Source organism: Cellulophaga sp. 20_2_10 (assembly GCF_023476645.1).
Lineage (GTDB): Bacteria > Bacteroidota > Bacteroidia > Flavobacteriales > Flavobacteriaceae > Cellulophaga.
Genome location: NZ_JAMCOJ010000004.1, coordinates 351,228 through 365,476 on the forward strand (window position 1 = coordinate 351,228; position 14,249 = coordinate 365,476).

At 31.9% G+C, this 14,249-nt stretch carries 13 protein-coding genes; 6 read left to right on the forward strand and 7 right to left on the reverse strand.

Annotated features, from left to right (window positions below; translation table 11 throughout):
- Nucleotides 1–17: 17 nt before the first annotated feature.
- From M4I21_RS10220 to M4I21_RS10240, 5 genes are all read left to right on the forward strand, one after another.
- On the forward strand, nucleotides 18–1,019 hold the full coding sequence (locus M4I21_RS10220) for a glycosyltransferase family 2 protein (protein WP_249559046.1): 1,002 nt from the start codon (nucleotides 18–20) through the stop codon (nucleotides 1,017–1,019).
- 41 nt (nucleotides 1,020–1,060) lie between these two features.
- The gene (locus M4I21_RS10225; RefSeq protein WP_249559047.1) at nucleotides 1,061–1,981 is read left to right on the forward strand and encodes a CdaR family protein; all 921 of its coding nucleotides are present in this window, start codon (nucleotides 1,061–1,063) and stop codon (nucleotides 1,979–1,981) included.
- The gene (coaE, locus tag M4I21_RS10230) at nucleotides 1,978–2,565 is read left to right on the forward strand and encodes a dephospho-CoA kinase (RefSeq protein ID WP_249559048.1); all 588 of its coding nucleotides are present in this window, start codon (nucleotides 1,978–1,980) and stop codon (nucleotides 2,563–2,565) included. Before M4I21_RS10225 ends, coaE begins: the two co-directional genes overlap by 4 nt.
- 79 nt (nucleotides 2,566–2,644) lie before the next feature.
- On the forward strand, nucleotides 2,645–4,228 hold the full coding sequence (locus M4I21_RS10235; protein ID WP_249559049.1) for a sensor histidine kinase: 1,584 nt from the start codon (nucleotides 2,645–2,647) through the stop codon (nucleotides 4,226–4,228).
- A 5-nt stretch (nucleotides 4,229–4,233) separates the two neighbouring features.
- On the forward strand, nucleotides 4,234–4,950 hold the full coding sequence (locus M4I21_RS10240) for a response regulator transcription factor (protein WP_249559050.1): 717 nt from the start codon (nucleotides 4,234–4,236) through the stop codon (nucleotides 4,948–4,950).
- A 51-nt stretch (nucleotides 4,951–5,001) separates the two neighbouring features.
- Here M4I21_RS10240 and miaA read toward each other — a convergent pair whose 3' ends face one another.
- Genes miaA through M4I21_RS10275 form a run of 7 tightly spaced genes read right to left on the reverse strand, consistent with a single transcriptional unit; the run spans nucleotide 5,002 to nucleotide 11,951 of the window.
- Nucleotides 5,002–5,913, reverse strand: coding sequence for a tRNA (adenosine(37)-N6)-dimethylallyltransferase MiaA (gene miaA / locus M4I21_RS10245; RefSeq protein WP_249559051.1), 912 nt, complete (start codon nucleotides 5,911–5,913; stop codon nucleotides 5,002–5,004).
- Entirely contained in the window at nucleotides 5,913–6,773 is an 861-nt protein-coding gene (locus tag M4I21_RS10250; RefSeq protein ID WP_249559053.1) for an ion transporter, read from the reverse strand. Before M4I21_RS10250 ends, miaA begins: the two co-directional genes overlap by 1 nt.
- Nucleotides 6,774–6,776: 3 nt before the next feature.
- Nucleotides 6,777–8,141, reverse strand: coding sequence for an exonuclease domain-containing protein (locus M4I21_RS10255; protein ID WP_249559054.1), 1,365 nt, complete (start codon nucleotides 8,139–8,141; stop codon nucleotides 6,777–6,779).
- Nucleotides 8,142–8,159: 18 nt separating this feature from the next.
- Nucleotides 8,160–8,828 carry a YggS family pyridoxal phosphate-dependent enzyme gene (locus tag M4I21_RS10260; RefSeq protein WP_249559055.1) on the reverse strand — a complete coding sequence of 223 codons (669 nt, stop codon included), beginning with the start codon at nucleotides 8,826–8,828 and terminating at the stop codon, nucleotides 8,160–8,162.
- A gap of 15 nt (nucleotides 8,829–8,843) precedes the next feature.
- Nucleotides 8,844–10,082, reverse strand: a complete 1,239-nt coding sequence (locus tag M4I21_RS10265; RefSeq protein ID WP_249559056.1) for a DUF1015 domain-containing protein — start codon at nucleotides 10,080–10,082, stop codon at nucleotides 8,844–8,846.
- A 6-nt stretch (nucleotides 10,083–10,088) separates the two neighbouring features.
- The gene (locus M4I21_RS10270) at nucleotides 10,089–10,979 is read right to left on the reverse strand and encodes a 3-hydroxybutyryl-CoA dehydrogenase (RefSeq protein WP_249559057.1); all 891 of its coding nucleotides are present in this window, start codon (nucleotides 10,977–10,979) and stop codon (nucleotides 10,089–10,091) included.
- Between the two features lie 12 nt (nucleotides 10,980–10,991).
- A complete protein-coding gene (locus M4I21_RS10275) occupies nucleotides 10,992–11,951 on the reverse strand; it encodes a Gfo/Idh/MocA family protein (RefSeq protein WP_249559058.1) in 960 nt (319 codons plus the stop codon).
- 183 nt (nucleotides 11,952–12,134) lie between these two features.
- Here M4I21_RS10275 and M4I21_RS10280 point away from each other — a divergent pair, with 183 nt between their 5' ends.
- On the forward strand, nucleotides 12,135–14,210 hold the full coding sequence (locus M4I21_RS10280; RefSeq protein ID WP_249559059.1) for a S9 family peptidase: 2,076 nt from the start codon (nucleotides 12,135–12,137) through the stop codon (nucleotides 14,208–14,210).
- The last annotated feature ends 39 nt before the right edge of the window (nucleotides 14,211–14,249 follow it).

The following is a 14,249-nucleotide window of genomic DNA, read 5'->3' on the forward strand; positions in this document are numbered from 1 at the left end:
GTTTACAGTAGTAATAAATGGATTTTTTGTTTTCTTTTATAGTGCCAGTTTACAATAGGCCTAACGAGATTGGAGAGTTGTTAGAGAGTTTAGAAAAACAGACATATACTAAACCTTATGAGATTGTTATTGTAGAAGATGGTTCTACAATAAGCTCAGAAGAAGAAGTTGCTCGTTTTTCTACGCTACCAATATCATACTATAAAAAAGAAAACTCAGGTCCAGGAGATTCTAGAAACTACGGTATGCGCAAAGCAAAGGGCAATTATTTTATTGTCTTGGATTCTGATTGTATTTTGCCTCCACAATATTTAGCAACTGCAGAAGCATCTTTGCAAGCGGAGTATGTAGATTGTTATGGTGGTCCAGATGCAGCGCACGAATCTTTTTCTACCGTGCAAAAGGCTATTAATTATGCTATGACGTCTTTTTTGACTACCGGAGGAATACGGGGAGGTAAAAAAGCCGTAGATAAGTTTCAGCCCCGTAGTTTTAATATGGGTATTTCTAAAGTAGCTTTTGAAAAAACAGGAGGTTATGGTAATATTCACCCAGGTGAAGATCCTGATTTAACTATTAGAATATGGAATAATGGTTTTAAAACAAAATTAATACCTGAAGCTTATGTGTATCATAAACGCAGAATAGACTGGAATAAATTTTACATACAAGTGAATAAGTTTGGTATGGTGCGTCCTATATTAAATAAATGGCATCCAGAAACAGCTAAAGTTACCTATTGGTTTCCTGCATTATTTTGTTTTGGATTTTTAGTATCCTTAGTGGCTTATTTTATTGGGTTGCCTTGGTTTTTATTCTGTTATAATCTATATTTTACAATACTTTTTGTAGATTCTCTTATTAAAAATAAAAGTATAATTATAGCGTTTTTATCTATAGTGGCTGTTGTAATACAATTTGTGGGTTATGGTTATGGCTTTGTAAAGTCTACTTTAGTTTTGAGTTCTAGTAAAAAGAAAGCTCAAGAGCTATTCCCTAAATTATTTTTTAAATTATAAGTGTGTTAAAAAAAATAAAAAGCGGATTAAATAAGAGAAAGGTGAAAATATTTTCACTATTTCTACTGTGCGCAACAACGGCTTGGTTTATTAGTAATTTATCGGAATCTTACACGGCTAATACCTATTTTAATTTAGAGTATGTTAATGTGCCAGATAGTTTGTTTTTTGCTGATAATTACAAAGAAGAGGTTCAGGTAAAATTAAACGCAGGAGGTTTTCAATTAATGCGTTTAAATGTTTTTAGAAAAAAAATACAAGTAGATCTTTCTCAGCTTGAAAATAAAAAAGAAAAATATTTTTTGCGACAATCTGTATTTAGAAGACAAATAGAAGGGCAGTTGCCAAACTCTTTATCGCTTACAGAGGTCGGTGTGTTAGATACATTGTTTTTGGACTTATATAAGTTACATACTAAAAAGGTACCTGTTGTAGCTAATAGTAAAGTAGAATTAAAGCAGAATTATGTTATAGAAGGCGGATTAAAAATTACACCAGATACTATTAGAATATCAGGGCCAAGAGCAGAAATAGACTCTATAACCAAGATAGCAGCAGAAGCTTATGATTTTGAAAATATAGCAGCTAATTTTAAAGCTGAAGTTGCATTGCAATTACCGCAAGAATTAAGTAATACAAAATTTTCAGCTAACACAGTTGTGTTGTCTGGTGAAGTATATCGTTTTTCAGAGAAAATACTAACGGTCTCTGTAGATGTTGTTCATCTTCCGGATGGCGTAGAGATAAGAACTTTTCCTAATAAGATAGCAATTTTATGTAAAGCTAAGGTAGATGTGTTGCGAGAGATAAAGTCGTCAGATTTTAGTGTTGTAGCAGATTTTAATGAATACGTAGATCAGAATTCGCCAATTCTAAAATTAAAATTGGCAAAGAAACCAGCAGGTGTTTATAGTGTTAAGTTAAAAGAAGATACTGTAGAATTTATTTTAAATAGACAATGATAATAGTTGGTTTAACAGGAGGTATTGGTAGTGGTAAAAGTACAGCTGCTAAAATGTTTGAAGAACTGGGTGTGCCTGTGTATAACTCGGATTTGGAGGCTAAAAAGCTAATGAATACTTCGGTTAGAGTGCAAAAAGAAATAATAAGCCTTTTAGGTGAAAATGCATATAAAGAAGGTGTTTTAAATAGGGGGTATATTGCAAAAAAAGTGTTTGCAAGTACTAGTTTGTTGCAAGAGCTAAATGCAATTGTACACCCAGCTGTTAGGTTGCATTTTTTAGAATGGGCTAAAAAGCAAAAAAGTAACTATGTAATTCAGGAAAGCGCTATAATATTTGAAAATAATAATCAAGATTTTTATGACTACATAATTTTGGTTACAGCTCCAATTGAGGTTCGTATAGAGCGAATTTTAAAAAGAGATACTACTACAAGAGAAAATATTCTTTCCAGAATTGGGAACCAATGGACCGATGATAAAAAAGAGAAAATGTCTGATTTTAAGTTAATAAATGAAGATATTGTAAATTTAAGGTTAAAAACAAGAGAGATTCATCGTATATTAAGGTCTAAATCTGTTTAATTACTAAAGTTTAACGATTAGTGTTAAGGTTAGGTTAAACAGCGCATACTTTATATGTTAAAATCTTAATTTTGCCCAAATGAACAAGAAGTTATTAATTCTACTTATTGTGTTAATGACCTTGTCTTTGCTAGGGGTAATATTTGTTCAAGCATATTGGATAAAGAAATCTATAGAGGATAAGGAAGAACAATTTTACCAAACAGTATCTCAGGTTTTAGATAATGTAGCAAGTAAAATAGAAACTAGGGAGATTAGTGATTATGGAGAACGTTTTGTAGCCTTAAAAGATAGTGTTGGCAAGCCATCTGAATACCAGATACGAGATATTTTTTATAGACAAGTGGATGAAGATTCTAGAGAAGTTACTATATATAATCACGGTATCTTAAAAGAGAATTATAATATTCCGCCTTCGTTCTTTGACAATGATCTTTTAGGTGATAGTACCACAACTATAACTAGTTATACCAGTAAAACTGTAGAAACAGTTTTAAAAGAAAATTTTGGTATGGATGGTAAAAGTTATAGCTATACACCAATAAAAAAAATAACAAAATTTGGAGATATTTCTAGGTTTGAGAAATTACAATTTGAGGAATTTTTTAGAGATGTAGCCAATAAATACCCAGTGCATAAAAGGGTTTCTAAAGAAGAAATTAAACTTCTTTTAGAGCAAGAATTTAAAAACAGAAAAATAGATATTGGTTTTGAGTACGGTATTTACAGCAAAGGTTTACCTACATCAGTAAAATCAAGAAAATTTAAATTTGACCCAGAGACAGTAAATAGAACGGCAATTTTTAGAGATAGTGAAGGAAAAACAGATTTTTCATTATTGGTTTCTTTTCCAGATAAGAAGGAGTATTTAATTGGTTCTATTTTAGGAATGGCATTAATTACTTTTTTGTTTACAACAATTATACTTATTACCTATGTTGGTGCTATTTATCAATTGATTAGACAAAAGAAGATTTCTGAAATAAAGACCGACTTTATTAACAACATGACGCATGAGTTTAAAACGCCTATTGCTACAATAAATTTAGCAGTAGAAGCAATAAAGAACCCATCGATAATAAGTGATAAAGAAAAAGTAGGTCGCTATTTACAGATGATCAAGGATGAGAATAAAAGAATGCATGCTCAAGTAGAAAACGTACTGCGAATATCCAAGTTAGAAAGAAATCAACTAGATATAAGTAAGGAAAGAGTAGATGTGCACGACATAATTGAGGATGCAGTAACACACGTAGAATTAATTGTTAGTGATCGAGGCGGTTATATAAATACACATTTAAATGCCAAAAGAACAGATGTATTAGCTAATGAGATGCACTTTACAAATGTTTTGGTAAATGTTATGGATAATGCTATAAAGTATTCTCCAGAAGCGCCTAAGGTAGATATTTACACAGAGAGTACTAAGAATAGTATTATTATAAAAATAAAAGATCAAGGCTCAGGAATGAGTAAGGCTGTTCTTAAAAAAGTTTTTGAGAAGTTTTATAGAGAGCACACAGGAAATATACATAATGTAAAGGGCCACGGATTAGGATTGGCCTACGTAAAAAAAATAATAGAAGATCACCAAGGTGAAGTTTATGCAGAAAGTGAAAAAGGAAAAGGAAGTACTTTCTACATAAAATTACCTATAATTTAATAGATATGGAAACAGTAAATAAGAAAATACTTTTGGTAGAGGATGATCCAAATTTTGGAATTGTTCTAAAAGATTATTTAGGAATGAATAATTTTGATGTAGTATTAGCTAAAAATGGAATGGAAGGTTTTGAAAAGTTCAAAAAGGACATTTATGATGTTTGTATTTTGGATGTAATGATGCCTTACAAAGATGGTTATACGTTGGCAAGAGAGATTAGAGAAAAGAATGAAAATGTGCCAATAGTTTTTCTTACTGCTAAAACAATGAAAGAAGATGTCCTAAAGGGATACAAAGCAGGAGCAGACGATTATTTAAATAAACCGTTTGATTCTGAGGTTCTTTTAATGAAGTTAAAGGCGATACTTCAGAGAAAGACATCTAATACAATGGCAGATAGTAAAAAGTTCGAATTTAATATTGGTGATTTTAAATTAAATTCTAAACTTAGATTTTTAAAATTTAACGAAGAAGAAGCTGTTAAATTATCTCCTAAAGAAAACGATCTTTTACGTTTGTTAGCTTTACATGAAAACGATTTAATGCCAAGAGAATTAGCATTAACTAAGATATGGAGAGATGATAATTATTTTACATCTAGAAGTATGGATGTTTACATAGCTAAGCTTAGAAAATATTTAAAGAAAGATGTGAATGTTGAAATTTTGAACATTCACGGAGAAGGTTTCCGTTTGGTAATTAAGACTGAAGAGGATTCTTAAACTTTATAAGTCAAATAATAAATAAAAAACCATCCGTATAGGATGGTTTTTTTATGCTTTTAATTTATTTTCAATTGTTGCAATTATTTCTTTTGTATTGTCATTGTAATTAACCCAGAGTGTTTCTTTATTTCTTTTAAACCAAGTTAGTTGTCTTTTTGCAAACCTTCTGGTGTTCTTTTTAATTTCTGATAGAGCAAACTCTAGTGTCCAATTGCCATTAAAAAATTGAAATAACTCTCTGTAGCCAACTGTTTGTAGGGCATTAAGGTTTTTGTGTTCTAATAGTGCTTTAGCTTCTTCTAACAGTCCGTTTTGTATCATGATATCTACTCTTGCATTAATTCTGTCGTAAATAATTTCACGATCTGCCATAATGCCAATAGTAATAATAGAAAATGGTCTCTTAGGTTTATCTTGGTTTAAAAAAGTAGAGTAGGGCTTTCCGGAACCTATGCAAACTTCTAAGGCTCTAATTAACCTATGTGGATTGTCTTTGTCTACCTTGTTATAGTATTCAGGGTCTAAGATTTCTAATTTCTGTTGTAAAGCAGTAACGCCTTCTTTTTCTAATAATAGGTTTAAATCTAATCTAACACTGGCATCTATATTTGGAAAACTGTCTAAGCCTTTTACAACAGCATCTACATATAAACCACTACCGCCAACCATAACTACAATATCTTTTTCTGTAAAAAGTTGTTCTAGTTCTTTAAGAGCATCTTTTTCAAAATCGCCAACAGAATACGACTCTAAAATGCTTTTATGTTGAATAAAATAATGGGGTGCGGCGGCAAGTTCATCTGCATCCGGTACAGCAGTCCCAATAGCCATTTCTTTATAAAATTGACGAGAATCTGCAGAGATTATTTCTGTATTAAAATGCCGAGCTAATGTAATTGCTAATTTTGTTTTACCAATGGCAGTTGGGCCAACAACAGATAGTAGAGTTTTTGTATTCACTATGCTTCTTTTTCAGTTTCATCATCTTTTCCGGTTAAATTATAACCGCATTTTCTACAATAGACAGCATCCGATCTTTCAATTTCACAACCACAATTAGGACAAGATCTCCCGTCGTCCATTGTTTTATTGGTATTAAAGTTAGACGCATATTCTGCAGATACAATACCTGTGGGTACAGCTATAATACCGTAACCAATAATCATAATTAAGGTAGCTATAAATTGTCCAAGTGGTGTTTGTGGCGAAATATCTCCATAGCCTACAGTAGTTAATGTAACTATTGTCCAGTATACACTGTGTGGTATGCTATTAAACCCGTGTTGTGGTCCTTCAATTAAATACATTAACGTACCAAGAAGTACAGAGACTATCAATACAAAAAACACAAAAACAGATATTTTGGTTCTACTGGCTTTTAATGCATTTATAAGTTTGTTAGACTCACCTACAAAACGTACTAGCTTTAATATTCTAAATACACGTAACAATCTTAATGCTCTAAAAGCAGTAAAATATTGAGATCCCATAAAAAAGAATGCTAAGTACTTTGGTATTGTAGATAATAAATCTATGATACCAAAAAAGCTAAAAATGTATTTTTTAGGTCTATTAATACAAACTACGCGTAATATATATTCTATAGAAAATAGAATGGTAACTACCCATTCAGATATGTTTAAAAACTCGTGATACTTAGTGTCAAAACGAGGTACACTTTCTAGCATTACAATAATAACACTATATACAATAAGTACTAGCAATAAAATATCAAACAACTTACCCGCAGGCGTGTGCGTGCCGTAAATTATTTCGTGTATTTTAGCTTTCCAGCCTTTAAGAGGTTTCTCGTTTTTCAATGGTTAATCTAGTTCTATTAGTTGTAATCTATTGCTTTTTCGTATGTATGCTAATATAATATGAAGTGTATTTGGAGTACTCTTCATTTTTGTAATAATGGATTCTAAGATATGAATATTATTTATTTGATGATTTAAATTGTAGTATCCGTACCCTCTAAACTCACCATCCTGAATTAAAATAGCCGAATATTCGCCTATTTCTCTTCCTTTATCTTTTATTAATAAATTTTTGCCTGTAAAGCTATATTTAGTAATTGCTTCTTTTACTCTGTTATTGTACACTGTTTTATCTTCCAAACTTATACAAGCCCCATTACAGTTACCATCGTTGTAATTACCACAATTTGTTTTAGCTTTAGAGATTAGATTAATCTTGTCACACAAGGTAAACTCTTTGCTCGTTTTTGCTAAAAAATTCTTAGCGCCAATAACGCTACTAAACGTACCAATTGTATGGTCTGTTGTAGTTGTTTTATCTATATAGAGTGATATATAACCGTTTTCATTCTCTTTTTGAAAAATACCATAAGAGAATAAACTTTTTTTAAGGCTACTGTTGTATTTAGGTTTAACTCTACGCAATTCTTCATTTTCTTTTAAAGAAGCAATTAACTCGTTTCCTGTTTTTTCAAAAGTGATTTTACGTGTCTGTTTTTGTAATTTTTTAGCAACATTAGAAGTTCCTGTAAAATGCTTGTTTACTTTTTTCTTTATGTTAGACGATTTGCCAATAAAGATTAGATCTCCATCTTTATCATACATATAATATACTCCTGTTTCTGTAGGTAGTTGCTCTACAAGATCTATTTGTCTGTCTGAAAGTTCACCCATAGAACCTTCTTTAATAACACTTTTTATGATGGTCTTATCTAAATCTTTTGCCAACAACAATTTAAATAATTGTAATGTAGCAAGAGCATCACCATTGGCTCTATGCCTGTCGCTCACAGGTATACCTAAAGAACGTACTAGTTTTCCTAAGCTGTAAGATTCTTTATCCGGAATTAATTCTTTAGATAAATTAACGGTACAAAGCGTTTGACGTTCAAAATTATAGCCTAAACGTCTAAATTCAGTTCTTAAAATTCGATAATCAAACTGAGCATTATGGGCTACAAGTACAGCATCTTCAGTAATTTCTACAATACGTTTAGCAATCTCATAAAATTTAGGAGCTGTTTGTAGCATTTTATCATTTATACCCGTTAGCTTAACAACAAATGGTTGTATAGGTTTTTCTGGGTTTACCAAACTGATAAATTTATCTACAACCTTATGGCCATCGAATCTATGAATAGCAATCTCTGTTATTCCCTCTTCATTAAATTTACCACCAGTGGTTTCAATATCTAAGATTACGTACATTAATTAATTTCTCCTGTTTTATAAATAATTTCTACTACCAAAGATACTACTTCCTATGCGGACCATTGTACTTCCTTGTTCTATGGCAAGCTTATAATCGCCACTCATACCCATAGATAGTACTTTTACGTCTAAGTTAGTGGATTTTTTGTCTTGCAGTGCGTTGTAGATATGATTTAATGTACCAAACTCTTTTTTTACTTGTTCTATATCTTCAGTAAATGTCGCCATCCCCATTAAACCAGTCACTTTTATATTCTTTAAGTTTTTAAAATCGTCTGATGCTATAAGGTTTTTTAATTCATCCTCATTTAAACCAAATTTGGTACTTTCTTCTGCAATGTGCATTTGTAATAAGCACGCTATAATTCTGTTGTGCTTTTTGGCTTGTTTGTTTATTTCTTTTAATAGTTTAAAACTATCTACGCCATGTATCAAGCTCACATATTCAGACATATACTTTACCTTGTTGGTTTGTACGTGGCCAATCATATGCCATTGGATATCTTTAGGCATAACTTCCCATTTCTGGGTCATTTCCTGAATTTTATTTTCGCCAAAAATACGCTGACCAGCAGCATAGGCTTCTTCTAAATCTGAAACAGGTTTTGTTTTAGACACAGCTACAAGTGTTACTGTATCAGGTAAATTATTTTTTATTTCTAGTAAGGATTCTTTAATGGACATAATTTTAATTAAAAACTAAAATTCATAAATAGTAACACCACTTCTTAATTTAGGTTCTATAAAAGTACTCTTAGGAGGCATTTGTAAACCGTCATCAGCGATGCTTTTTAATTCTTCAATATTGGCAGGTAGCATACCAAAACCAACCCTAAATTTACCACTATCTATTTTATTAACTAAACTTACAATCTCTTTTTTGCCACTTAAATAATCTATTCTATCGTTTTTACGTAAATCTGTAATGCCAAGAATAGGCTTTAAAATGGTATTGTATAGTAGTTGTGCGTCTAATTTATCTAAAGAACTTTTAAATGTATAAATAGATTTACGTAGGTGTAACGAATAAAACTCACCATCTAAATACATACTAAAATGATGCTTTTTATTAGGCTTGTATGGTATTGCCCCACGATTTTCTATACGGTAAACTGTATCTAACTTAATTAAAAATTCTTCTTTGGTTAAACCATTAAGATCTTTAACTAGTCTGTTAAATTCGTGTATTTTTAATTCGGATTCCGGAATAAAATAACTCATAAAAAAGTTATAGTTTTCTGTACCACTGTGCTCTTTATTTTGCTCTTTACAGTCTATACAAAGTAATTCTGATGATGAAGACCTGTGGTGACCGTCTGCAATATAAAGTGTTGGGATGTTTTTAAATGCCTCTACAATAGCCTCTATATCTTCTTTTTCTGTAATAAGCCAAAGGTAATGTGTGTCTCTATACGTAGTTGTAAACTCGTATTCTGCACGTTCTTTTTGCTTGTTACTCATGATGGCAGTAACCTCTTTGTTATCTGGATAGGTAATAAGTACTGGCTCTGCATTAAAGCCCACTGTCTTTAGATAGTCTTTAAAAATAGTCTCTTTGCTAGTTATAGTATCTTCGTGTTTTTTTATAACATTATTTTGATAATCTTCTACACTAGCGGCAGCAACAATACCATTAAACACTTGGTGGTCTCTGTCTACAACTTTATAAATGTAAAAAAACGGAGTAGAGTCTTGTGTAAACACTCCGTCTTCTTTAAATTCTGAATACCTATTTTTTACCAATTGGTAACGCGCTACACCAGATATTTCTTTATCATACTTATAACCTGGGTTAACAATATGTAAAAAAGAATACGGATTATGGTCTAGCCGAGCCTCGCGTTGTGCTTGCGTATAACTTTGGTAAGAACGAGAAGCAACTAAACTAACCTTATCTCTGGTTGGGCGTACCGCTTTAAATGGTTTTATATTAGCCAATATATTTTATTTAGCAAACTGAGAAGCTACTTTCTCTGCTTTTCTAGATCCTGAATAATCGTAAAAACCTTCGCCAGATTTTATACCTAATTTTTTAGCCATAACCATATTAACCAATAATGGGCAAGGAGCATACTTTGGGTTTTTAAAGCCGTCGTACATTACATTTAAAATGCTTAAACAAACATCTAAACCAATAAAATCTGCTAATTGTAATGGTCCCATTGGGTGCGCCATACCTAACTTCATTACGGTGTCAATTTCTTCTACACCAGCAACGCCATTGTAAAGTGTTTCTATAGCCTCATTAATCATAGGCATTAGAATTCTGTTTGCAACAAAACCAGGATAATCATTAACCTCTGTAGGTGTTTTACCTAGTTTAGTAGATAAGTCCATTATTGCGGCTGTAACCTCGTTAGAGGTGTTGTAACCTCTAATAATCTCTACCAATTTCATAATAGGTACAGGGTTCATAAAGTGCATACCAATCACTTGCTCTGGTCTGTTTGTAACGGCAGCAATTTTAGTAATAGAGATTGATGATGTATTTGTAGCTAAAATTGTCTTAGCGTCACAAGTTGCATCTAAATCTTTAAAAATCTTTAGTTTTAAATCAACATTTTCTGTTGCAGCTTCTACAACTAAATCTACACCTTTTACACCATCTGCAAGTACCGTGTGTAGTGTAATGTTTTGTAACGTATTGTTTTTGTCTGCTTCAGATATTTTTTCTTTAGCCACCATTCTGTCTAAATTCTTAGTAATGGTAGCTAAACCTTTATCTAAAGACGCCTGTGCAATATCAATTAAGTTAACCTTGTAATTGTTTTGTGCAAAAACGTGAGCAATACCATTCCCCATTGTACCTGCACCTATAACTGCTATGTTTTTCATCTGTATTTTATATTAAAAAGATTCTATAATTTGTAAAGCTACTCGTAATGCATTTGTTCCTTGTTCTAAGGTTACAATAGGAGTAGTGTTATTGTTAATTGCGTCTGCAAAAGTTTCTAGTTCATCTAAAATTGCGTTGTTACCAGCAACTTCTGGATTTTCAAAATAGATTTGTTTTTTCTCTCCTTCAGCATTTTGCAAAATCATATCAAAATCACCAGCTTGTTCTGGCGCATCTTTCATTTTTACAACTTCAACCTTTTTCTCTAAAAAGTCTACAGAGATATAAGCATCTTGCTGAAAAAATCTTGACTTACGCATATTTTTCAAAGAAATTCTACTAGCGGTTAAGTTCGCAACACAACCATTTTTAAATTCTATTCGTGCATTGGCAATATCTGGAGATTTACTAATTACAGATACACCACTAGCGTTAATGCTTTTAACTTCAGAATTAACAACACTTAAAATAGCATCTATATCGTGTATCATTAAATCTAAAACTACAGGAACATCTGTGCCACGTGGGTTAAATTCTGCTAGTCTATGCGCTTCTATAAACATAGGGTTTACAATGCTATCTTTTACAGAAGAAAAAGCAGGGTTAAAACGCTCTACGTGCCCTACCTGGCCTTTTACATTGTATTTGTTCTTTAATGCAATAAGTTCTTCGGCTTCTGCTAAAGTATTGGTAATAGGTTTTTCAATAAAAATGTGCTTGCCTTTTTCAATAGCTTTTTTAGCACAATCAAAATGTGAAAGGGTAGGTGTAACAATGTCTAAAACATCTACAGCATCCATTAGTTTGTTTATGTTATCATAATACGTATAACCAAACTCGGCTTCTACTTTTTTACCGTTTATAACATCTGGGTCGTAAAACCCTACTAAAGAATATTTTTCTGATTCGTTAAGTAGACGCAAATGGATTTTCCCCAAATGACCTGCTCCTAAAACTCCAACTTTAAGCATAAAAATCAATTTTCAACAAAAATAGGGATAATGTTTGTTCTATGGTTTATGAGTTTAAAAGTTTATGAGGCTAGAAATAAAAAAATGATAGAAATAGTGCTCTAAAGTGAACTTAATTTGAGTAATAGTTACAAATTAGTTTAATAATTGTAAATTTAGCAACCAAATTAAATACTCAAAAGAATGAAATTGAACACTTTTAAAGCTGCTTTTTGTGCAGCACTATCTTTAGGTACAATTACAGCTGTATCTGCACAAGATAAGCTAAAAAAAATGCCTGGTTATGAGCAATATGTAAAAGTAGCTCCGCAGATTAGAAGTTCTGTTAAGACACCTGCAACGTATGTAAAGTGGAATAATGCAGGAACTGCTTTTCAATACACAAAAGACGGTGAAACTAAAGAGTTTACTATAGGCAAAGGAGAAGCAACAGCTACAACTAAACTTACGGATGATAGATATGCAAACTGGGCAAACAGACCAGCTCGTGGTAGACAATATGCATCTGTAAAGTCACCAGACGGAAAATACAATGCTTTTACAAAAGACAGAAATATGTTTTTTAGTACTGCAGATGGTAGCAATGTTGTGGCTATAACAACAGAGGGTAATGAAGAAAATCAATTAAAATTTGGTATTGCTACTTGGGTTTATGGCGAAGAATTAAGTCAGAATACAGCAATGTGGTGGTCTCCAGATAGTAAAAAAGTTGCTTTTTATAAGTTTGATGAAAAAGCGTCTAAAAAATACTATGTTTTATACGATCAAACACAAATTCAGGATTCGGTAGAAATTGAAGCTTATCCTAAAGTAGGAGCTAAAAATTTACCTGTAGACTTAATGGTGTACGATTTAGAAACAAAGAAGATTACGCCATTAGATTTAAGAGATGGTAAACCATATAACGATGGTGATTTAGGTACCTATATTTACGATATTAGTTGGACGCCAGATGGTAAGGAATTACTATACCACAGTACCAACCGTAAGCAAAACGTTATGGAACTTAGAGCTGCTAATCCAAACACTGGAGTATCTAGGACTGTGATTAGAGAAGAGTGGTTGCCAAGTTATACAGAGAATAGTCCAGAAATGCACGTTTTAAAAAATGGAAAGCAGTTTATTTGGGCCTCAGAACGTTCTGGTTTTAACAACTATTATTTATACGATTTTAGTGGTAAACTTATAAAACAATTAACAAAACATACTTTTGAAGTAGACGGTATTGTTAGTGTAGACGAAGCTAAAAAGGTGTTGTATTACACAGCACGTAGCGGAGAAAATCATATGAAAATACAGTTACATAGTGTAAAATTAAATGGTTCTGGAGATAAGAGATTAACAGACCCCGCTTTTCATCATTCGGTATTTTTAGCACCAAATAACAAGTACTTTGTAGATGTTGCAGAAACACACAATATTGCGCCTGTTACTAATTTAAGAACAATAAAAGGTAAAAAGATAGCTGAAGTTGGTACATCAGACTTATCAGAATTTAAAAAATTAGGTTTAAAAACTGTTGAAGCATTTACATTTACTTCTGCAGATGGTAAAACAGAATTACATGGATTTTTACATTTCCCTTCTAATTTTGATCCCAGCAAAAAATACCCGCTTCTTTTAAGTAATTATGGTGGTCCTGCAACTAATGAATTTACAGAACGTTTTACGCCACCAAATGCATTAACAGAGTTTGGATTTTTAGTAGCTGAAGTAGATGGTAGAAATGTAAAAGGTAGAGGTAAGAGATTATTAGATAATTTATACCAAAACTTAGGTTTTACAGAAATGGATGATTTTGCGGCAGGTATAAAATCTTTATACAACAGACCTTATTTTAATAAAAATAAAGTTGGTGTTTATGGTACATCTTACGGTGGTACTACATCTGCAACCTTATTATTACGTTATCCTGAGGTTTTCCATGCTGCCGTTGCAAACTCTGCAGTAACAGATTGGCGTAATTATGATAACGTTTATACAGAGCGTTATATGGGCTTGTTAGAAGAAAACAAAAAAGGATATGAAGCAAGTAGTTTAATTACTATGGCTAAGGACTTAGAAGGTGAGTTAATGATTTTCTTTGGTACTAGTGATAATAACGTGCACCCAGCAAACTCTTTACAATTTATAAAAGCATTACAAGATGCAGGTAAGAGTTTTGAAGTACAAATAGGTCCAGATAAAGGACATACAGCATTGGATACTAGAAGAATGATGGAATTCTTTATAGCGCATTTAGTTTTAGATAAAGAATAAGTAGCATTTTGATATAAAAATTATCAAACTCATATATTA